Below are 21,130 nucleotides of genomic sequence, written 5' to 3'. Positions count from 1 at the left end.
AAAAGCATCGACACGATACGCTGACTAATTCCAGAATATCCAGGAAAACTCCAGGTATTCAGAGCCAGTTTCTACGCAAGCTCCCCTTTAACTAAGGGAACAAAACGTACGGCCTCCACGGTATCAATAATAAATTCGCCTCCCCGACGACGCACCCGCTTCAGGAACTGGTGCTCATCGCCCACGGGTAAGACGAGAATGCCGCCTTCATCCAACTGCATCATCAGCGCAGTTGGGATCTCAGGCGGCGCTGCCGTTACAATGATAGCGTCAAACGGGGCCCGCGCTTGCCAGCCCAGCCATCCATCACCGTGACGGGTAGAAACATTATGTAAATCAAGCTGTTTCAGGCGACGACGCGCCTGCCATTGCAGGCCTTTAATGCGCTCAACGGAGCATACATGATGCACCAGATGCGCCAGAATCGCCGTCTGGTAGCCTGAGCCCGTGCCAATTTCCAGCACCCGCGATTGCGGCGTTAACTCAAGCAGCTCAGTCATACGTGCAACCATATAAGGCTGCGAAATCGTCTGCCCCTGACCAATCGGCAAGGCAATATTGTCCCAGGCCTTATGTTCAAACGCCTCATCAATGAATTTCTCACGCGGCACGGCAGCGAGAGCATCGAGGACTTGCTCATCTCTGATGCCCTGGGCACGTAATTGTTCAAGAAGAGTATGTACGCGTCTGCTTACCATTGCGTGTCGACTCCCACGCTGTCCAACCAACTCGAAACCACCTCATGCGCACCGTAGGCGGTTAAATCGACATGCAGCGGCGTGATGGAAACATAGCCTTCATCGACGGCGGCAAAATCTGTATCTGGCCCGGCGTCGCATTTTTCCCCCGGCGGCCCAATCCAGTACAACGTATTCCCGCGTGGATCCTGCTGTGGGATAACCTGATCCGCCGGATGGCGACTGCCGCAGCGGGTGACGCGAATACCTTTAATCTGATCCAGCGGTATATCCGGAACGTTGATATTCAAAATACGCCCGGTGCGCAGCGGTTCACGACTCAGCGCCCGTAATATACGACAGGTTACTGCCGCGGCAGTATCGTAGTGCTTATGGCCATCAAGCGAGACAGCCAGCGCAGGGAACCCAAGGTGACGACCTTCCATTGCCGCCGCAACGGTACCGGAATAGATGACATCATCCCCGAGATTAGGACCTGCGTTAATACCAGAAACGACAATGTCCGGACGCGGACGCATTAATGCGTTCACGCCCAGATAGACGCAGTCGGTGGGCGTACCCATTTGTACGGCGATATCGCCGTTATCATAGGTAAACGTGCGAAGTGAAGATTCCAGCGTCAGCGAGTTAGACGCGCCACTGCGGTTACGATCCGGGGCAACCACCTGTACATCAGCAAACTCACGCAGCGCTTTCGCCAGCGTTTGTATACCGGGTGCATGGACCCCATCATCGTTACTCAGCAATATACGCATAATCACCCATTGTGTTAATAAGTTCCCTTACTACACTGGTGGCGAAGCTACCTGCCGGTAGCCAGAAGCGTAACTCAACGGTTACGTCATCCCACCAGTTCCAGCTTAATTGTTGTGGATACAGCAACATAGCGCGTCGCGATGCCTCGACTTTCTCGCGCAATAACAGGGACTGCAGCACGGTTTCATCCGCAACAGCGCCTTCTTCAAACGCCAGCGCGTCGCGCTGAGTTCCCCACTCACCGCTACCCGGTAATGCCGCTGTAATCATCAATTCTTTATCATCGACGCGACGCTGTAATTCAGTCTGTTCTTCCTGCGTGGCGACAAACCAGCTTCCGCGTCCCGACAATTGTAGCGCATCGCCGTCAACAACTTGATTAAAGTCTGTTTTTTTCAAGCGTTCACTGACGATCTGATTAAACAACGCGCTACGGGCCGCCGACAACCAAAAACTGCGTTTATTGCGATCGCGCACCGGCGCATCGCTTTGCGCCCAGCGCAGTGCCCCTTGCAGATTGCTACCGCCGATCCCAAAACGTTGAGCGCCAAAATAGTTCGGTACGCCGCGCTCGCTAATCGCCTGTAAACGCGCTTCAACGTCATTTCGCTCGCTCACTTCACGCAGCACCAGCGTAAATTCGTTGCCTTTCAGCGCCCCTAAACGCAGCTTACGCTTGTGGCGCGCGTACTCCAGCACTTTACAGCCTTCGAGCTCAAATTTGCTTAAATCAGGCATTACATTGCCCGGCACGCGCGCGCATAGCCACTGTTCCGTGACCGCATGCTTATCTTTTTGCCCGGCAAAGCTCACTTCACGGGCGTGAATTTTCAGGAACTTCGCCAGCGCGTCGGCGACAAAACGGGTATTACAGCCGTTTTTCAGGATACGCACCAAAATGTGCTCGCCTTCGCCATCCGGTTCGAAACCTAAATCTTCGACGACGACAAAGTCTTCCGGATTCGCTTTCAGGACACCATGGCCCAGTGGTTTACCATGAAGATATGTCAGATTTTCAAACGCAGTCATTTCGTTGCCTTAATGAGTAACGCCACCGCTTCACAGGCAATCCCTTCCCCACGCCCGGTGAAACCGAGTTTTTCCGTGGTGGTCGCTTTCACGTTAACATCATCCATATGGCAGCCGAGATCTTCGGCAATAAATACACGCATTTGCGGAATGTGCGGCAGCATCTTCGGTGCCTGAGCAATAATCGTCACATCCACATTACCAAGCGTATAGCCTTTAGCCTGAATACGCCGCCAGGCTTCACGCAATAATTCGCGGCTATCTGCACCTTTAAAGGACGGGTCGGTATCCGGGAAGAGTTTACCGATGTCACCCAGCGCCGCCGCGCCCAGCAAAGCATCGGTTAGCGCATGTAACGCCACATCACCATCAGAATGCGCCAGCAGTCCTTTTTCATACGGGATGCGCACGCCACCAATGATAATTGGGCCAACGCCGCCAAAAGCGTGTACGTCAAAACCGTGTCCGATTCGCATTATGCATTCTCCTGATGAATTGTTCGGGACAGATAAAATTCCGCCAGCGCCAGGTCTTCCGGGCGGGTGACTTTGATGTTGTCAGCGCGTCCTTCGACCAGTTGCGGATGAAAGCCGCAATATTCCAGCGCCGAGGCTTCGTCCGTAATGGTTGCGCCTTCGTTAAGCGCACGGGTCAGGCAGTCATGCAACAGTTCGCGAGGGAAAAACTGCGGCGTTAACGCATGCCATAAGTCGGTACGATCGACCGTATGGGCAATGTCTGTGCGGCCCGGCTCAGCGCGTTTCATCGTATCGCGTACGGGTGCGGCCAGGATCCCGCCAGTGCGGCTGGTTTCACTGATTGCCAGCAAACGCGCTAAATCATCCTGATGCAGACACGGCCGCGCGGCGTCATGCACCAGTACCCAACGGGCATCTCCTGCGGCTTGCAAACCGGCAAGGACAGAATCGGCACGTTCATTGCCACCATCCACTACGGTAATTTGCGGATGCGCGGCAAGTGGAAGTTGGGCAAAGCGGCTGTCGCCTGGGCTGATAGCGATGACGACTCGCGTCACCCGGGGATGGGCCAGTAGCGCATCAACCGAGTGTTCAAGAATGGTTTTATTGCCAATTGAGAGGTACTGCTTAGGACACTCTGTTTGCATTCGGCGGCCAAATCCGGCAGCCGGCACCACGGCGCAAACGTCCAATAAAGTGGCTGCCATGTTAGATCCCTGGACGGTTTATCGATTATTTTGCCCTGCAGTCTGGGCGCGTTTAGACGCGTCAGGCACCAGACGATAAAAAGTTTCGCCCGGCTTAGTCATGCTGAGTTCGTTGCGCGCGCGCTCCTCAATAGCCTCTTGTCCGCCATTGAGATCGTCAATTTCTGCAAAGAGCTGATCGTTACGCGCTTTAAGTTTCGCGTTTGTAGCCTGCTGCGCAGCAACATCATCGTTGACGCGACTATAGTCATGTATGCCGTTCTTACCGAACCACAGCGAATACTGTAGCCAGACTAATAAAGCCAGCAACAGCAGCGTAAGTTTACCCATCCTGCCCCCTGAAAAACGGCATTAACATCCCATAACTTCCGTAGACGACTTTACATCAACGGACGGGAATGCCGCGACAACGCGGGCAAATGTACCACATTTGCCCGTTGTTACGTATACCCTGTGTAAGGAGAACATAATCTCATTGTTGGTTACGGTTTGAATTATGACCAGACAGTGAACGACATCGGCGAGCGTTTAAAAAGGACGTTAGCCTAGCCCAAAAGCCAAAAGAATAGCGCGCTAAACATTCCCCCCACCACCAGCAGGGTGCTGGTAATGCTCAGCAGCAGCTTTCCCTTTAATAGCGAGTGCAGGGCAATACCCGCCACAATCGCCACGGGCAGCAACGCGAGGAAGAAAGGCCAGGTATAAAGGAAGAAAAACAGTGTGTTAGGGCCATACATCAGACATGGGAACCCCAGCGCCAACAGCCACGCGGCAAAACCGACCACGGCCCCCGGGAGTGACCAGGTGGTTTCGTCGTCGGCGGCGAAGGTCTCTGACTCTGTGATAGTAATGTTATGGCTGTTACGCATATCTAATCCTGTGACCGTGACTGACCGGGCATGCAAGCTCGGGTGTCTCAGGATCTGATAATATCTTCCTGCCTCAGCAGGTCTAATAATTGGGGAACCAAATTTGTTACCAATTGTTCACCATCCAGATGAATCTCTGGCGATTCAGGCGCTTCGTATACCGAATCAATTCCGGTGAAATTGCGCAACTCCCCCGACCAGGCTTTTTTATACAGCCCTTTTGGATCGCGCGCTTCGCACGTTGCTAATGGCGTATCGACAAAAACCTCAATAAAACGCCCTGCGCCAAGGCGTTCGCGGACCATTTTTCGCTCGGCGCGATGGGGAGAGATAAACGCGGTCAACACCACCAGACCGGCATCCACCATCAGGTTCGCCACTTCGCCAACGCGCCGGATATTCTCCTTACGGTCAGCATCGCTAAACCCCAAATCGCTACACAGGCCGTGACGCACGTTATCGCCATCCAGCAGATAAGTGCTGACGCCCAGCTTGTGCAGCGCTTCTTCCAGCGCTCCCGCTACGGTAGATTTACCGGAGCCAGACAGCCCGGTAAACCACAGCACAACACCACGGTGACCGTGGCGTTGCTCCCGCTGTTGCGGTGTAACAGGATGGGCATGCCAGACGACGTTTTCGTCATGCAGCGCCATTATTTGCCTCCCAGCAGATCGCGCGCACCCCAGTGTGGGAAGTGGCGACGCACCAACGCATTCAGCTCCAGTTCAAACGCGCTGAACTGAGAAGCGGCGGCCTGTTCCTGAATGATAGGCTCGCGCACCAGCCCCGCGCCAACGGTGACGTTAGTCAGGCGGTCAATGATAATCAACCCACCCGTAACCGGGTTCTGCTGATAGGTATCCAACACCAGCGGTTCATCAAACGTCAGATTAACCAGACCAATGCCGTTCAGCGGTAACGCGTCGACCTCACGCTGGGTCAGGTTATTAATATCGACCTGATACTGCACGGTATCCACGCGTGCACGGGTCTTCTTGCCGGCAACTTTGATGTCGTAGCTCTGCCCCGGCGACAGCGGCTGTTCCGCCATCCACACCACATCAACGGCAGCGCTTTGTACCGCTGGCAACGCTTCACCAGCATCCAGCAGCAAATCGCCCCGGCTGATATCAATCTCATCTTTCAGCACCAGGGTGATCGCTTCACCTGCATGCGCTTGCTGTAAATCACCATCAAAGGTAACGATCCGCGCCACGCTCGACTCAACGCCGGACGGTAACACCTTGACGCGTTGCCCTACCTGCACGCTACCGGAGGCCAGCGTTCCGGCATAACCACGAAAATCCAGATTTGGTCGGTTCACATACTGCACCGGGAAACGCATCGGCTGGGTATCGACAATGCGCTGGATCTCAACGGTTTCCAGCACTTCGAGCAGCGTCGGACCGCTGTACCATGGCATGCTGACGCTTTGTGAAGCCACGTTATCGCCTTCCAGCGCGGAGAGCGGCACAAAGCGGATATCCAGGTTGCCCGGCAGTTGTTCAGCAAACGTGAGATAGTCTTCGCGGATGCGGTTAAATGTCTCTTCGCTAAAGCTCACCAGATCCATTTTGTTGATTGCTACCACCAGGTGCTTGATCCCAAGCAGCGTGGAGATAAAGCTGTGACGACGGGTCTGATCCAGCACGCCTTTACGCGCATCGATCAACAGGATCGCCAGGTCGCAGGTCGACGCACCGGTCGCCATATTGCGGGTGTACTGTTCGTGTCCAGGGGTATCCGCAATAATAAATTTGCGCTTCTCGGTGGAGAAATAACGATAAGCCACGTCGATGGTGATGCCCTGCTCACGCTCGGCCTGCAAGCCGTCAACCAATAGCGCCAGATCGAGCTTTTCGCCCTGGGTGCCGTGGCGTTTACTGTCGTTATGCAGCGATGAGAGCTGATCTTCATAGATCTGCCGGGTATCGTGCAGCAGGCGACCAATCAGGGTACTTTTCCCGTCATCCACGCTACCGCAGGTTAAAAAACGCAGCAGGCTTTTGTGTTGCTGGGCAACCATCCAGGCTTCAACGCCGCCTTCATTAGCAATTTGTTGTGCAAGTGTCGTATTCATGGCGGCTCCTTAGAAATACCCCTGACGTTTCTTCAGCTCCATGGAGCCCGCCTGGTCGCGGTCAATCACGCGGCCCTGACGTTCACTGGTGGTTGAGACCAGCATCTCTTCAATAATTTCCGGCAGCGTCTGCGCGTTAGACTCCACCGCGCCGGTCAGCGGCCAGCAGCCAAGCGTGCGGAAACGCACCATGCGCTTTTTAATCACTTCGCCGGGTTGCAGATCGATTCTGTCGTCATCAATCATCATCAGCATACCATCGCGCTCCAGCACCGGACGCTCAGCCGCCAGGTACAGCGGTACGATGTCGATATTTTCCAACCAGATGTACTGCCAGATATCCTGTTCGGTCCAGTTAGAGAGCGGGAATACGCGAATGCTTTCGCCTTTGTTAATTTGTCCGTTGTAGTTGTGCCACAGTTCCGGACGCTGATTTTTCGGGTCCCAGCGATGGAAGCGATCGCGGAAGGAGTAAATTCGCTCTTTGGCGCGCGATTTCTCCTCATCACGGCGTGCGCCGCCGAACGCGGCGTCAAAACCGTATTTGTTCAGCGCCTGCTTCAGCCCTTCGGTTTTCATAATATCGGTATGCTTGGCGCTGCCGTGAACAAACGGATTGATGCCCATCGCCACCCCTTCCGGGTTTTTATGTACCAGCAGTTCGCAGCCGTAGGCTTTCGCCGTGCGGTCACGAAACTCATACATCTCGCTAAATTTCCAACCGGTATCAACGTGCAGCAAGGGGAACGGCAGCGTACCAGGATAAAACGCTTTGCGCGCCAGATGCAGCATTACGCTGGAATCTTTACCGATGGAGTACATCATCACCGGATTAGAAAACTCGGCGGCCACCTCACGAATGATATGGATGCTTTCCGCTTCCAGTTGCCGCAGGTGGGTAAGTCGTTTTTGATCCATAACCGTTCCTATGTAATGCCGTTATTTTGCTAACGATGCTCAGATAACCTGACTATAGGGAGGGCAAGGAGGCGAATGAAATTACGAATTGGAATGAGTAGTTCCTCAAAGGAATAACGATCTGGAAAAGCAAATATCAAAAAGTGCTTAAGCCACCGGATTTCGGGCATTTAGGAGCAAATGAAATTGTTTTACCGCGATCACGGTTTCATACTAGCGGCTAAAAATTTCTGCTTGGTATTTAAGGACTCACTATGTTTTCCGCATTGCGCCACCTGACTACCGCCCTGGCGCTCGGCGCGTGCTTCATCCTTCCCGCACAGGCAACATCTTCGAAGCCCGGAGATATCGCAAATACCCAGGCGCGATATATCGCAACGTTTTTCCCTGGCCGCGTGACGGGATCTCCGGCAGAAATGTTATCTGCTGATTATATACGTCAGCAATTTCAGCAGATGGGCTATAGCAGCGATATTCGGACGTTTAACAGCCGCTATATTTATACCGCCAAAGATAATCGTAAAAACTGGCATAACGTAACGGGCAGCACCGTCATTGCAGCCCATGAAGGCAAGGTGCCACAGCAGATTATTATCATGGCGCACCTCGACACCTACGCTGCGCAAAGTGACGCCGATTCCGATGCCAATCTGGGTGGATTAACCCTGCAGGGTATCGACGACAACGCCGCAGGGGTAGGCGTGATGCTGGAGCTGGCTGAACGGCTCAAAAATGTGCCGACGCAGTACGGCATTCGCTTTATCGCCACCAGCGGCGAAGAAGAAGGCAAACTGGGCGCAGAGAACATCCTGAAACGAATGAGCGCCGCCGAGAAGAAAAACACGCTGCTGGTTATCAACCTCGATAATCTGATCGTTGGCGATAAGCTCTATTTCAACAGCGGGAAAAGAACCCCGGAAGCCGTACGAAAACTGACGCGCGACCGGGCGCTGGCCATCGCGCGCAGCCGCGGTATTGTCGCCAGCACCAACCCCGGACTGAACAAAGACTATCCGAAAGGTACAGGCTGCTGTAACGACGCAGAGGTGTTCGATAACGCGGGAATTGCCGTCCTGTCCGTTGAAGCGACCAACTGGAGCCTGGGCAAGAAAGATGGCTATCAACAACGCGCCAAAAGCCCCTCGTTCCCCGACGGCAACAGTTGGCACGATGTACGGCTGGACAACCAACAGCATATCGATAAAGCGTTACCGGGCCGGATTGAGCACCGCAGCCGCGACGTGGTACGCATTATGCTGCCGCTGGTAAAAGAACTGGCAAAAGCGGGGTAATCCTGAAGAAAAAGAGCCTCGGTAATGCATAAAGCTTACCGAGGCTGATATTACCCTTCGTGCAACCCACACTCACGCTTCAGGCCAAAGAAGCGTGTCTCCTCTTCCGCCATACCCGGCTCCCATTTGCGGGTGGTGTGCGTATCGCCAACCGACAGATAGCCCTGATCCCACAGCGGATGGTATTTCAGACCGTGTTTTTGCAGATACTGGTAAACAGTACGGTTATCCCAGTCGATGATCGGCAGCACTTTAAACACGCCGCGCTGGATAGCCAGCACCGGCAAATGCGCGCGACTGCCTGACTGCTCGCGACGCAGGCCCGCAAACCAGGTCTGCGCGTTAAGCTCTTTTAACGCCCGGTTCATCGGCTCGACCTTGTTGATGTCATTGTATTTCTCAATGCCTTCAACGCCCTGCTCCCACAGTTTGCCATAGCGTGCTTCCTGCCAGGCTGCGCTCTCTTTGGCGCGGTAAACCTTGAGATTCAGCTTGAGCTTGTCCGTTAACTCATCGATAAACTGGTAGGTTTCCGGGAACAGATAGCCAGTATCGGTCAGAATTACCGGGATATCCGGGCGGATCTGATTGACCAGATGCAGACTTACTGCGGCCTGAATACCAAAGCTGGAAGAAAGCACATATTCTCCCGGCAAATTCTCCAGTGCCCACGCCACGCGGCCTTCGGCGTCCAGCTTTTCCAGTTGGCTGTTAGTTTCAGCCAGAGCCATAACGCGTTCAACTTTCGGCAGATCGTTCAATGCGTGTAGATCGAGTACGGACATAATTACCTCATCTTATGCCTGATGGCGCTACGCTTATCAGGCCTACAAAACCGTCGCGTCACCAGGCAAAGGGAACTTATTCCCAGAAATCACGCGCTGGATCGAGCACCGGGCGAATGATGCCCGCACGCACCGTAAAGTCGCCGAAGCCTTCACCCGCTTCGCGCTCTTTCGCCCAGCGCCCAACCAGTTCGTCAACGGAATCGAGAATTTCTGATTCCGTAATGTTTTCGCGATACATACGCGGAATACGCGTCCCCATGCGGTTGCCGCCCAGATGCACGTTGTAGCGACCCGGCGCTTTGCCCACCAGCCCCAACTCCGCGAGCATCGCGCGGCCACAGCCGTTCGGGCAGCCGGTCACGCGCATCACAATATGCTCGTCCGGGATACCGTGTTTTTCCAGAATCGCTTCGACTTTGTCCGTGAACGACGGCAGGAAACGCTCGGCTTCGGCCATCGCCAGCGGGCAGGTCGGGAACGAGACGCAGGCCATCGAGTTTTCACGTTGCGGTTTCACCGCATTCATCAACCCGTGGTCGCGCGCCAGCTTCTCGATCTTCGCTTTCTGACTTTCCGGCACGCTAGCGATGATCAGATTCTGGTTGGCGGTGATGCGGAAATCGCCTTTGTGGATCTTCGCGATCTCCAGTAAACCCGTTTTCAGCGGACGTCCCGGGTAATCCAGGATACGACCGTTTTCGATAAACAGCGTCAGGTGCCAGTTGTTGTCGATCCCTTTCACCCAACCAATGCGATCGCCGCGACCGGTAAACTCATACGGGCGGATCGGCTCAAATTTGATCCCCGCGCGACGCTCAACTTCTTCTTTGAACGTGTCGACACCGACGCGCTCAAGCGTATATTTGGTTTTCGCGTTTTTACGATCGGTACGGTTACCCCAGTCACGCTGGGTCGTCACCACCGCCTCAGCTACCGCCAGGGTATGCTCCAGCGGCAGGAAGCCAAACTCGCTGGCCGTACGAGCGTAGGTTTTCTTATTACCGTGCTCAATAGACAGACCGCCGCCAACCAGCAGGTTAAAGCCCACCAGCTTGCCGTTTTCGGCAATCGCCACGAAGTTCATGTCGTTGGCGTGCAGATCGATATCGTTCTGCGGCGGGATCACCACCGTGGTTTTAAATTTACGCGGCAGATAGGTTGCGCCAAGGATCGGTTCTTCGTCGGTGGTCGCGACCTTCTCCTGATCGAGCCAAATCTCCGCATAGGCGCGGGTGCGCGGCAGCAGATGTTCAGAGATCTTTTTCGCCCACTCATAGGCTTCCGCGTGCAGCTGCGACTCATACGGGTTTGAGGTACACAGCACGTTACGGTTCATGTCGTTGGCAGTCGCCAGCGCATCCAGCCCCACCGAATGCAGCATCTGATGCACCGGTTTGACGTTCTTCTTCAGAATACCGTGGAACTGGAAGGTCTGACGGTTAGTCAGACGGATGCTGCCGTAAATTGTGTTGTCAGCGGCGAATTTATCGATCGCCTTCCACTGGGTAGTGGTAATCACTCCGCCCGGCAGACGGCAGCGCAGCAGCATCGCGTGACGCGGCTCCAGCTTCTGCTCGGCGCGCTCAGCACGAATGTCACGGTCATCCTGCTGGTACATGCCGTGGAAACGGATCAGCAGGAAGTTATCGCCGTGGAAGCCGCCGGTCAGGCCGTCATTCAGGTCTTCCGCGATGGTGCCGCGCAGGAAATTACTTTCACGCTTCATGCGCTCGGCGTCAGTCAGTTTGCCTTCGACCACTAAAGGCCCTGGGTGTTTTTCGCTCATTAGTAGACATCTCGCTGATAACGGCGCTCGACGCGCAGCTCACTTAAAAATTCATCCGCCGCTTCGATGTCCATTGCACCGAATTCAGCAATCACTTCCAGCAACGCCTGCTCAACGTCTTTCGCCATGCGATTAGCGTCGCCGCAGACATAAATGTGGGCACCGTCATTGATCCAGCGCCACAGCTCTGCGCCCTGTTCGCGCAGTTTGTCTTGTACGTAGATTTTTTCTTTTTGATCGCGGGACCAGGCCAGATCTATCCGGCTCAGCACGCCTTCTTTTACGTAGCGCTGCCACTCGACCTGGTACAGGAAGTCTTCGGTGAAATGCGGGTTACCGAAGAACAGCCAGTTCTTGCCTTCCGCACCGTCGGCGGCGCGCTGCTGCATAAAGGCGCGGAACGGCGCGATACCGGTACCCGGACCAATCATAATCACCGGGGTCTGCGGGTTAGCCGGCAGGCGGAAGTTGTCGTTGTGCTCGATGAACACACGCACTTCCCCTTCCTCTTCCACGCGGTCGGCGAGGAAGCTGGAAGCTCCGCCAGCGCGGGCGCGGCCTTCAATCTCGTAACGCACAACGCCGACGGTCACGTGGACTTCGCTTTCAACTTCCGCCTGCGCGGAGGCGATAGAATAGAGACGCGGCGTCAGTGGACGCAGCAGGCCGATTAACGCGTCGGCATCAAGCTGTGCCGGGGAGAAACGCACCATATCGACGATTGGCGTGGTAGCCGCATACTGCTGCAGCTGGGCTTTATCGCCCACCAGCGACAGTAGCGATTCACTGCGCGTCAGCGTGGCGTAGTTTTCCACGATATTCGCGGTGTTGACCGTCAGCTCGAAATGCCACTCCAGCGCTTCGGCCAGCGGCAGGATTTTTCCTTCGACCGTGACCGGTTCATCCCCTTTCAGCCACAGCAGTTCAACCAGCTCTTTCACCAGAGCCGGATCGTTCTGATACCACACGCCCAGCGCGTCGCCCGGCTGATAACGCAGACCGGAATCGCCAAGGTCGATTTCGATATGGCGGACGTCTTTTTCCGAGTTACGACCGGTAATTTTCTGGTTCACCGACAAGGACGCAGTCAGAGGCGCTTCTTTGGTGTAGGGGCTGGTATGTACTTCATTTACCGCACCGCTCGCTGCAACTTGTACAGACGGGGCAGCAGGCGCACGCGCTTTCAGCACATCGACCAGACGCGCGCGCCATTCAGAGGCGGCAGCCTGGTATTCCACGTCGGCGTCGACGCGGTCGAGCAGGCGCTCACCGCCCAGCTCGGCCAGCTTGCTGTCGAAGTCTTTCCCGGCCTGGCAGAAAAATTCGTAAGAGGTATCGCCAAGACCCAGCACCGCAAAGGCGGTATCGGTAAGCTTCGGCGCTTTTTTCGAGAACAGGAACTTATGCAGCGCGACGGCTTCTTCCGCTGGTTCGCCTTCTCCCTGAGTCGATGCCACCACAACCAGCAACTTTTCATTGGCGATTTGTTTGAATTTGTAGTCGCCGGCATTGATCAGAGTGGCATTGAGCTTCGCGGCAATCAGATCATCGCGCAGGGCTTCCGCCACACGGCGCGCATTACCGGTTTGCGAGGCAGAGATAAGCGTAATCCCTGGCATTTCTGCGGCAGGCGCAGGGGCTGTCGCATTGCTGGCTGGCTGCTGATTCAGCACGCCCCAAAAGTAACCAGAAACCCACGCCAACTGTGCGGGAGTGAAATCGGTAGTGGCCGCCTGAAGGCGCGCCAGTTGCTCCGGGTTTAGCGGTAGCAGAGCGGAAGGTGGGGCCTGTGTCGTCATGCGTTGTCATGTTCCAGTAAGCAAAGCGGATTTCAGCAATAAAACCCAAACTGAAGATAAGGTTAACGGCGGGCATAGTAACAATTAAAGAAGGGATAGAAATAACAAATAACCAAATGAACTAACCTGTTTTAGTTATAGTTATTAACAGCAAAATCGATTTAATAAGCCTATGATATATAAAAATTTATTAAGCATTATCTTTATGAATGGATTGTTCTGATACTCTGCGCCCTTTTAACTAATGATAAAATTTGCTCTTTACGGTACCCTACGGCGGTTTTTCGCATTCTTGAGAGTAAAAAATGTCCACCACCTTGTTTAAAGATTTCACCTTCGAAGCCGCTCACCGCCTGCCGCATGTACCGGAAGGGCATAAGTGTGGTCGCCTGCATGGTCACTCATTTATGGTGCGTCTTGAAATTACCGGTGAAGTCGATCCGCATACCGGTTGGATTATGGATTTCGCAGAGTTAAAGGCGGCGTTTAAGCCGACTTACGACAGACTCGATCACTACTATCTGAACGATATTTCAGGCTTAGAAAACCCAACCAGCGAAGTGCTGGCAAAATGGATTTGGGATCAGGTTAAACCTGTTGTCCCTCTGCTGAGCGCGGTAATGGTGAAAGAGACCTGCACGGCGGGTTGCGTGTATCGCGGCGAGTGGTAGTGACTTTGCCGGATGGCGATGCGTAGCCCACCCGGCAGAATTTATCAGGCAATATTCAGGTATTTATGGGTCTGCATCGACAGACGCCAGTTACGCGCGATACAGGTATCAATGCACAGACGCGTCGCATCTTCTTTCTGGCTGATTGGCTGTAAGGCAATGATCCGTGGCTTGTCATCGCTCAACGTTGCCAGCAGTTCATCCAGCGCTTCAATATCGCGAACGCGGCCGACCGGATGTTTGATTTCATTCGCGCGTTCCAGCGCCTGTGACAGCACATCATAACCGCCGCGCATATTTACCTTTGGCGATACGGTCACCCAGGTATTCGGCGTACAGCGTACCTCGTGGGTACCGCTGGTTTCAATCTGGCAGCTAAAGCCGTTCTTTTCCAGCAGGTCAGTCAGCGGCATCAGGTCATGAATGCAGGGCTCACCGCCGGTGATCACCACATGACGGGCGGTATAGCTCTGACGCTGAATAACAGCCAGCAGATCTTCACTGCTCGCCGCGCCCCACTTATCGCTCTCTTTAGTCTTGGCCAGGATGCTGTACAGGGAGACTTCCCGATCCTCAAGCTTATCCCAGGTGTGTTTGGTATCGCACCAGGCACAGCCAACCGGGCATCCCTGTAAACGAATAAAAATGGCGGGGACGCCGGTAAAGTAACCCTCACCTTGCAGGGTCTGGAACATCTCGTTAATCGGGTACTGCATAGCGTTCTCAATATGGGGATAAACGCTAATTATCGCAGATCCCCGCCAAAGTATCATGCCCCATCGATGCTTTACGAGGCGATCGCCGCGACAAAGCGTGCCGTTATCTGCTGCGGACGCGTGATAGCGCCTCCAACCACCACGGTATGCGCGCCTAATGCCAGACAACGTGCGGCGCGTTCCGGGGTATCGACGTTACCTTCCGCCACGACTGGTATGGTGACCGCCGCCAACACCTCACGTAAAAAACCGCAGTCGTTTTCCGCCAGCACATGCCCGGCAGTGTCCGCGGTATAGCCATAGAGCGTGGTGCCCACGCAGTCAAACCCCAGCCGCTCAGCTGTTACCGCCTCATCAACGGTGGCGATATCCGCCATCAGCAGTACGGACGGGTAGCGGGCGCGGATTTGCGTGACCAGTTCTTCCAGCGTTTGCCCACCGGGGCGCGGTCGCGCTGTCGCATCCAGAGCAATAATTTCCGGCTCAACGGTCATCAGCTCATCCACTTCCTGCAGGGTGGCCGTAATAAACACCTCGCTGCCCGGATAATCGCGCTTGATAATCCCTATTACCGGCAGGGAGACGCTCTCTTTGATCGCGCGAATATCTACCACGCTGTTCGCACGAATACCTATCGCCCCGCCCTGCGCTGCCGCCAGCGCCATACGAGACATAATAAACGGGCTGTGCAGCGGCTCATTTTCCAGCGCCTGGCAGGAGACAATTAACTTACCTTTCAGGGAATCCAGTACAGTTTTCATCACGATAAGATCTCTTCGACTTCATTTTTAATAATGGTGACATGCGGGCCATAAATCACCTGAACACCGTTGCCGCGAATAATTACGCCGCGCGCTCCGGTCGCTTTCAGCCCCGCTTCATCTACCTTGCTGCTCTCTTTCACCGTCACGCGTAAGCGTGTGGCGCAACAGTCCACCTCTTCCAGATTCTCTTTGCCTCCCAGCCCGGCGATGATTGCCGCTGCGCGTTCGCTCTGAGGCAGACCGGACTCCACCTGGGCAGCGTTCTCACGCCCCGGCGTCAGCCAGTTAAAGCGGTTAATCAAATAACGGAAGGTGAAGTAGTAAAGAAAGAACCACGGAACCCCAACCAAGGGGACGTACATCCAGTTAGTTTTCGCTTCTCCCTGTAGCACGCCGAAGAGGAGGAAATCGATCAGTCCACCCGAAAAGGTTTGCCCAATAGTGATATGTAAAATATGCGCCATCATAAACGCCAGCCCATCGAAGAAGGCGTGAATGACATATAACACCGGAGCCACAAACAGGAAGGAGAACTCAATAGGCTCAGTGATGCCCGTCAGGAAAGAGGTCAGAGCAGCCGACAGCAACAGTCCGGCGACAAGCTTTCTGTTCTCCGGTTTTGCCGTGTGGTACATCGCCAGGCATGCGCCAAGCAGGCCAAACATCATGGTGATAAAGCGCCCGGACATAAAGCGCGAGGTACCGGCATAAAACTGCTGCGTATTCGGATCGGCAAGTTGGGCAAAGAAAATACGCTGGGTGCCTTCGACCAGTTGACCGTTGACGATTTCGCTCCCGCCCAGCGCCGTCGTCCAGAACGGCAAATAAAAAATATGGTGTAAACCCAGTGGACCAAGCATACGCAGGATGAAGCCGTACAGCAGCGTCCCCAGATAGCCCGTCGCATCCACCAGACCGCCCAGTCCAAAAATGAGCTTCTGGAAATGCGGCCACACCACCGTCATGATCGCCCCCACCACAATCGCGGCAAGCGAGCTGATAATCGGTACAAAACGCGAACCACTGAAAAAACCAAGAAACTGAGGGAGTGAGACTTTATTGAAACGACTATGCAGCGCGCAAGTGACCAGACCAATCACTACCCCACCAAACACGCCCGTTTCCAGCGTCTGAATGCCCAGCGTCATCCCCTGGCCCACAGCACCTGGATTCTCGTGCGCCAGCGTTCCGTTGAGCGTTAACAAAGCGTTGATGGTGGCATTCATCACCAGAAATGCCAGCAAGGCCGCAAGGCCCGCCGTGCCTTTATCCGTTTTCGCCAGCCCCACGGCGACACCAACCGCAAAAAGCACCGACAGGTTGGCAAACACGATAGAACCCGCGCTGGTCATGATCGTGAAGATTGCCTGCAGCCAGTCGACATTCAAGAATGGGTAGGCCGTCAGCGTATTGGGATTCGACAAAGCCCCACCAATCCCCAGCAACAACCCCGCTGCGGGCAATACCGCAATCGGCAGCATGAACGATTTGCCGAACCGCTGCGCTTTTTCAAACCATGCGCCTGACGAAGCGCCGCTAAATATTTGCATCATTTTTTCATCTCCCCGATCATTGATGAAAATTTTTACCATAATTAATTTTAAAAATGAAAATTACCATCAAAAACCAGGACGCCGATCATACTTTTTTAAAATGACTGGCATCTCTCCCCTGCTTTCCGCCACACTATCGGCAGAGAAACGCATTAAGGATTTTGCATGTCAGAAAATGAAAACCTGCTGCTGAGATTGCGCCAGGGCGTTGATGGATATAGTCGAACTCAACAAAAGCTGGGAGAGTTTGTGCTTAGCGATCCGGCAAGAGTGGTCTATCTGACGATTACCGAACTGGCGCGTGAAAGCGACACCAGCGAGGCGAGCGTCACGCGTCTGTGCCGTACGCTGGGGTGTAAGGGCTATAACGAATTTAAGATGGCGCTGGCACTCGACCTCCGGCAAGGAGAGCCGGTAGAGCACAGCGGTGATGAGATTGACAATGTCGTCAATGAATCCGTGCAAGCGCTGCAAGACACGGCAAAATTACTCGACAGAACATTACTGGAAGCAGCCGCTCTGGCGCTGCATCAGGCTCAGTCGGTACAAATTTATGGCGTAGCGGCCAGCGCTATTCTGGGGGAATATTTACATTACAAACTCCTGCGCCTCGGCAAACCCGCGCAATTGTTCAGCGACATGCACCGTGCTGCTATGAACGCTACAACGCTAAGCAAAGATACGCTGGTAGTGGCGATATCCAGTTCGGGCTCCACGCGCGATCTGCTGCATGTGGTTAAACTGGCGCGTAAGCAAGGCGTACGCGTACTGGCGCTGAGTAATACACCGCGTAGTCCGCTGGCTTCGCTGAGTGATATTCAACTGGTCGCAGCCAAACCGGAAGGTCCATTGAGTGCTGGTGCGCTAAACGCCAAGGTGGGTGTCATGCTGTTAGTGGAACTGCTCACCACGTCGCTGATTGCGCTGGATGAAAAGTACAGCGATGTGAGCCAGCAAACGGCGAGTGCGACCCTACCGCTACTGCTTTAAAGACGTAAAAAAACCCGCCGCAGCGGGTTTTTACGTTAAGAGTTAAAGAACAGGATTACGCCTGACCTTTGATCTCTTTACGACCGTTGTACGGAGCCTGTGCACCCAGCGCTTCTTCGATACGAATCAGCTGGTTGTACTTAGCAACGCGGTCAGAACGGCTCATAGAACCAGTTTTGATCTGGCCTGCAGCGGTACCAACAGCCAGGTCAGCGATGGTAGCGTCTTCAGTTTCGCCAGAACGGTGAGAGATAACAGCGGTGTAGCCAGCGTCTTTCGCCATTTTGATCGCAGCCAGAGTTTCGGTCAGAGAACCGATCTGGTTGAATTTGATCAGGATGGAGTTAACGATGCCTTTTTCGATGCCTTCTTTCAGGATCTTGGTGTTGGTTACGAACAGATCGTCACCAACCAGCTGGATTTTGTCGCCCAGAACTTTAGTCTGGTATGCGAAACCGTCCCAGTCAGACTCGTCCAGACCATCTTCGATGGACACGATCGGGTACTGTTTGGTCAGTTCTTCCAGGAAGTGAGTGAATTCTTCGGAGGTGAATGCTTTGTTGCCTTCGCCAGCCAGAACGTATTTACCGTCTTTGTAGAATTCAGAAGCTGCACAGTCCATCGCCAGAGTGATGTCGGTGCCCAGCTCGTAGCCAGCTGCTTTAACCGCTTCAGCGATTACAGCCAGAGCTTCAGCGTTGGAACCCAGGTTCGGCGCGTAGCCGCCTTCGTCACCAACTGCAGTGTTCATACCTTTAGCTTTCAGAACTTTGGCCAGGTTGTGGAACACTTCAGAACCCATACGTACGGCTTCTTTCAGAGTCTTAGCGCCAACCGGCTGAATCATGAACTCCTGGATGTCGACGTTGTTGTCAGCGTGCTCACCACCGTTGATGATGTTCATCATCGGAACCGGCATGGAGTATTTGCCCGGAGTACCGTTCAGTTCAGCGATGTGCGCATACAGCGGCAGGCCTTTAGCAGCAGCTGCTGCTTTGGCGTTCGCCAGGGACACAGCCAGGATGGCGTTTGCACCGAAGTTGGATTTGTTTTCAGTACCGTCCAGATCGATCATGATCTTGTCGATGCCAGCCTGATCTTTAGCATCTTTACCCAGCAGAGCCTGAGCAATTGGGCCGTTAACAGCTGCAACAGCTTTCAGTACGCCTTTACCCATGAAACGGGATTTGTCGCCATCGCGCAGTTCCAGTGCTTCGCGGGAACCAGTAGAAGCACCTGACGGAGCTGCTGCCATACCAACGAAACCACCTTCCAGGTGTACTTCGGCTTCAACAGTCGGGTTACCACGGGAGTCGATGATTTCACGACCGATGATTTTAACGATTTTGGACATTAGGTTTTCCTCAGTACAAGTTAAACTAAAACTCCAGACAAACAATGCACCCGAATGGGTGCATTGCCGTTCTAACTTTTTACTTCTTACTTCGCCTGACGCTTCTGATGTTCACTGGCGGCTTTCACAAAGCCGGCAAACAGCGGGTGCCCATCACGTGGCGTGGAAGTAAATTCCGGGTGGAACTGACAGGCCACGAACCACGGATGATTCGGTACCTCGATGATCTCGACCAACTGATCATCACCGGAACGGCCTGCAACACGCAGACCAGCAGCTTCAATCTGTTTCAACAGCATATTGTTGACTTCGTAGCGGTGGCGATGGCGTTCAACGATTGTCGGCGTGCCGTACAGTTGACGGACCAGACTTTCATCGCTCAGTTGACACTGCTGCGCGCCAAGACGCATGGTGCCACCCAGATCGCTCTTCTCGGTACGGACTTCGACGTTGCCGTCTTCGTCACGCCATTCGGTAATCAGGGCCACCACCGGGTACTTACAGTCTGGCACAAATTCCGTGGAGTTGGCGTTGTCCATACCCACCACGTTACGCGCAAACTCAATCAACGCAACCTGCATACCCAGGCAAATGCCCAGATAAGGAATATTGTTCTCACGCGCAAAGCGCGCCGTCGCGATTTTACCCTCAACACCACGGTAGCCGAAGCCGCCAGGGATCAGGATAGCATCCAGACCTTTCAGGATCTCAACGCCGCGCGTTTCGACATCCTGCGAATCGATCAGCTTGATGTTGACGGTGACACGATTCTTCAGACCACCGTGCTTCAGCGCTTCAATCACTGACTTATAGGCATCCGGCAGTTCAATGTACTTGCCGACCATACCGATAGTCACTTCACCTGCCGGATTCGCTTCTTCGTAGATAACCTGTTCCCATTCTGACAGATTAGCTTCCGGACAGTTCAAGCTGAATCGTTTACAAATATAATCGTCAAGGCCCTGGGATTTCAACAGGCCCGGAATTTTATAGATGGAATCGACATCTTTCAGAGAAATCACCGCTTTTTCCGGAACGTTACAGAACAATGCAATTTTCGCACGTTCATTAGCCGGAACTGCGCGATCGGAGCGGCAGATCAGGATATCTGGCTGAATACCGATAGAAAGCAGCTCTTTTACAGAGTGCTGAGTCGGTTTCGTTTTGACTTCACCTGCCGCCGCCATGTACGGAACCAGCGTCAGATGCATAAACAGCGTGTGCTCACGGCCAATTTCTACGGCCATCTGGCGAATCGCTTCAAGGAACGGCAGAGATTCGATATCCCCAACGGTTCCGCCGATTTCGACCAGAACAACATCATGACCTTCACCGCCTTCCAGAACGCGCTCTTTAATTGCGTTGGTGATATGCGGGATAACCTGAACAGTAGCGCCCAGATAGTCGCCACGGCGTTCTTTACGCAGAACGTCAGAGTAGATACGACCCGTGGTGAAGTTGTTGCGGCGGCTCATTTTCGTACGGATGAAACGCTCATAGTGACCCAGGTCCAGGTCGGTTTCAGCGCCGTCTTCGGTAACGAACACTTCCCCGTGTTGGATTGGGCTCATAGTACCCGGATCGACGTTGATGTACGGATCCAGTTTCATCATGGTCACGTTGAGGCCACGGGCTTCAAGAATGGCTGCGAGGGAGGCTGCGGCAATGCCTTTTCCCAGAGAGGATACGACCCCGCCGGTCACAAAAATATAGTTCGTTGTCATGCTGGACCTGAGAAGTTAGGGTGAAACGATGGAATTACCAAGACGGGAAAGTAGTATACCCGAACATGACGAGCGCCACAAACTTTCATTATCCCTCCTCTTCACCAGGCTCACATTAACATAGGGAGTGAGAAAATAGCCCCTTTGGGGTAAATGT

Annotated in this window: 21 protein-coding genes; 3 read left to right on the top strand and 18 right to left on the bottom strand. The window is 54.0% G+C overall.

The annotated features are described in order from the left end of the window. Positions 1 to 71 precede the first annotated feature (71 nt). The 10 genes from FHD02_RS02690 to cysD form a co-directional block, all read right to left on the bottom strand. Positions 72 to 698 (bottom strand): protein-L-isoaspartate O-methyltransferase, encoded by a 627-nt coding sequence (locus FHD02_RS02690; protein WP_042310675.1) that lies wholly within the window; start codon positions 696 to 698, stop codon positions 72 to 74. Continuing rightward, a complete protein-coding gene (gene surE, locus FHD02_RS02685; protein WP_061382353.1) occupies positions 692 to 1,453 on the bottom strand; it encodes a 5'/3'-nucleotidase SurE in 762 nt (253 codons plus the stop codon). The genes FHD02_RS02690 and surE overlap by 7 nt, the downstream gene beginning before the upstream one ends. Continuing rightward, a complete protein-coding gene (gene truD, locus FHD02_RS02680) occupies positions 1,434 to 2,483 on the bottom strand; it encodes a tRNA pseudouridine(13) synthase TruD (protein ID WP_042310679.1) in 1,050 nt (349 codons plus the stop codon). The genes surE and truD overlap by 20 nt, the downstream gene beginning before the upstream one ends. Next, the gene (ispF, locus tag FHD02_RS02675) at positions 2,480 to 2,959 is read right to left on the bottom strand and encodes a 2-C-methyl-D-erythritol 2,4-cyclodiphosphate synthase (protein WP_042310680.1); all 480 of its coding nucleotides are present in this window, start codon (positions 2,957 to 2,959) and stop codon (positions 2,480 to 2,482) included. The genes truD and ispF overlap by 4 nt, the downstream gene beginning before the upstream one ends. After that, positions 2,959 to 3,669: a 2-C-methyl-D-erythritol 4-phosphate cytidylyltransferase gene (gene ispD / locus FHD02_RS02670; RefSeq protein ID WP_061382355.1), complete on the bottom strand. Its 711-nt coding sequence runs from the start codon at positions 3,667 to 3,669 to the stop codon at positions 2,959 to 2,961. Before ispD ends, ispF begins: the two co-directional genes overlap by 1 nt. A gap of 18 nt (positions 3,670 to 3,687) precedes the next feature. After that, the gene (gene ftsB, locus FHD02_RS02665) at positions 3,688 to 3,999 is read right to left on the bottom strand and encodes a cell division protein FtsB (RefSeq protein ID WP_003034163.1); all 312 of its coding nucleotides are present in this window, start codon (positions 3,997 to 3,999) and stop codon (positions 3,688 to 3,690) included. 215 nt (positions 4,000 to 4,214) lie between these two features. Further along, on the bottom strand, positions 4,215 to 4,538 hold the full coding sequence (locus FHD02_RS02660; protein WP_137361243.1) for a DUF3561 family protein: 324 nt from the start codon (positions 4,536 to 4,538) through the stop codon (positions 4,215 to 4,217). Between the two features lie 47 nt (positions 4,539 to 4,585). Beyond that, positions 4,586 to 5,191: an adenylyl-sulfate kinase gene (cysC, locus tag FHD02_RS02655; RefSeq protein ID WP_220393544.1), complete on the bottom strand. Its 606-nt coding sequence runs from the start codon at positions 5,189 to 5,191 to the stop codon at positions 4,586 to 4,588. Further along, entirely contained in the window at positions 5,191 to 6,618 is a 1,428-nt protein-coding gene (gene cysN / locus FHD02_RS02650; protein WP_042310687.1) for a sulfate adenylyltransferase subunit CysN, read from the bottom strand. Before cysN ends, cysC begins: the two co-directional genes overlap by 1 nt. 9 nt (positions 6,619 to 6,627) lie before the next feature. Continuing rightward, on the bottom strand, positions 6,628 to 7,536 hold the full coding sequence (gene cysD / locus FHD02_RS02645) for a sulfate adenylyltransferase subunit CysD (RefSeq protein WP_003034152.1): 909 nt from the start codon (positions 7,534 to 7,536) through the stop codon (positions 6,628 to 6,630). Between the two features lie 254 nt (positions 7,537 to 7,790). On the opposite strand from cysD, the gene FHD02_RS02640 reads away from it, so the two are divergent. Further along, positions 7,791 to 8,828, top strand: a complete 1,038-nt coding sequence (locus FHD02_RS02640) for an aminopeptidase (RefSeq protein WP_137361244.1) — start codon at positions 7,791 to 7,793, stop codon at positions 8,826 to 8,828. A gap of 50 nt (positions 8,829 to 8,878) precedes the next feature. Here FHD02_RS02640 and cysH read toward each other — a convergent pair whose 3' ends face one another. From cysH to cysJ, 3 genes are all read right to left on the bottom strand, one after another. Continuing rightward, positions 8,879 to 9,613, bottom strand: a complete 735-nt coding sequence (cysH, locus tag FHD02_RS02635; protein ID WP_220393543.1) for a phosphoadenosine phosphosulfate reductase — start codon at positions 9,611 to 9,613, stop codon at positions 8,879 to 8,881. A gap of 76 nt (positions 9,614 to 9,689) precedes the next feature. After that, entirely contained in the window at positions 9,690 to 11,402 is a 1,713-nt protein-coding gene (gene cysI / locus FHD02_RS02630; protein ID WP_042310692.1) for an assimilatory sulfite reductase (NADPH) hemoprotein subunit, read from the bottom strand. Further along, positions 11,402 to 13,201: an NADPH-dependent assimilatory sulfite reductase flavoprotein subunit gene (gene cysJ / locus FHD02_RS02625; RefSeq protein WP_137361246.1), complete on the bottom strand. Its 1,800-nt coding sequence runs from the start codon at positions 13,199 to 13,201 to the stop codon at positions 11,402 to 11,404. The genes cysI and cysJ overlap by 1 nt, the downstream gene beginning before the upstream one ends. Positions 13,202 to 13,506: 305 nt before the next feature. Here cysJ and queD point away from each other — a divergent pair, with 305 nt between their 5' ends. Beyond that, entirely contained in the window at positions 13,507 to 13,872 is a 366-nt protein-coding gene (gene queD / locus FHD02_RS02620) for a 6-carboxytetrahydropterin synthase QueD (RefSeq protein WP_220393542.1), read from the top strand. 44 nt (positions 13,873 to 13,916) lie between these two features. Here the strand turns inward: queD and queE are convergent, their stop codons facing one another. The 3 genes from queE to FHD02_RS02605 form a co-directional block, all read right to left on the bottom strand. Continuing rightward, the gene (gene queE / locus FHD02_RS02615) at positions 13,917 to 14,588 is read right to left on the bottom strand and encodes a 7-carboxy-7-deazaguanine synthase QueE (protein ID WP_038633185.1); all 672 of its coding nucleotides are present in this window, start codon (positions 14,586 to 14,588) and stop codon (positions 13,917 to 13,919) included. 71 nt (positions 14,589 to 14,659) lie between these two features. Then, positions 14,660 to 15,349 carry an N-acetylmannosamine-6-phosphate 2-epimerase gene (locus FHD02_RS02610; RefSeq protein ID WP_061382359.1) on the bottom strand — a complete coding sequence of 230 codons (690 nt, stop codon included), beginning with the start codon at positions 15,347 to 15,349 and terminating at the stop codon, positions 14,660 to 14,662. Further along, entirely contained in the window at positions 15,349 to 16,905 is a 1,557-nt protein-coding gene (locus tag FHD02_RS02605; RefSeq protein ID WP_042311155.1) for a maltose/glucose-specific PTS transporter subunit IIC, read from the bottom strand. The genes FHD02_RS02610 and FHD02_RS02605 overlap by 1 nt, the downstream gene beginning before the upstream one ends. 165 nt (positions 16,906 to 17,070) lie before the next feature. Between FHD02_RS02605 and FHD02_RS02600 the strand changes: the two genes are divergently transcribed. Continuing rightward, positions 17,071 to 17,895, top strand: coding sequence for a MurR/RpiR family transcriptional regulator (locus FHD02_RS02600; RefSeq protein ID WP_042310698.1), 825 nt, complete (start codon positions 17,071 to 17,073; stop codon positions 17,893 to 17,895). 55 nt (positions 17,896 to 17,950) lie between these two features. On the opposite strand, the gene eno is transcribed toward FHD02_RS02600, so the two are convergent. Together eno and pyrG are read right to left on the bottom strand one after the other, a co-directional pair. Beyond that, entirely contained in the window at positions 17,951 to 19,249 is a 1,299-nt protein-coding gene (gene eno / locus FHD02_RS02595) for a phosphopyruvate hydratase (RefSeq protein ID WP_200009316.1), read from the bottom strand. An 86-nt stretch (positions 19,250 to 19,335) separates the two neighbouring features. Continuing rightward, complete coding sequence (pyrG, locus tag FHD02_RS02590; protein ID WP_005130912.1) at positions 19,336 to 20,973, bottom strand: glutamine hydrolyzing CTP synthase; 1,638 nt, start codon at positions 20,971 to 20,973, stop codon at positions 19,336 to 19,338. Positions 20,974 to 21,130: the final 157 nt, after the last annotated feature.

The organism is Citrobacter sp. EC_71 (assembly GCF_019584005.1).
In the GTDB taxonomy this organism is placed as follows: Bacteria; Pseudomonadota; Gammaproteobacteria; order Enterobacterales; family Enterobacteriaceae; genus Citrobacter; species Citrobacter werkmanii.
The sequence above is the reverse complement of the archived record's forward strand: the minus strand, read 5'-3'. Positions and strand labels throughout refer to the sequence as shown.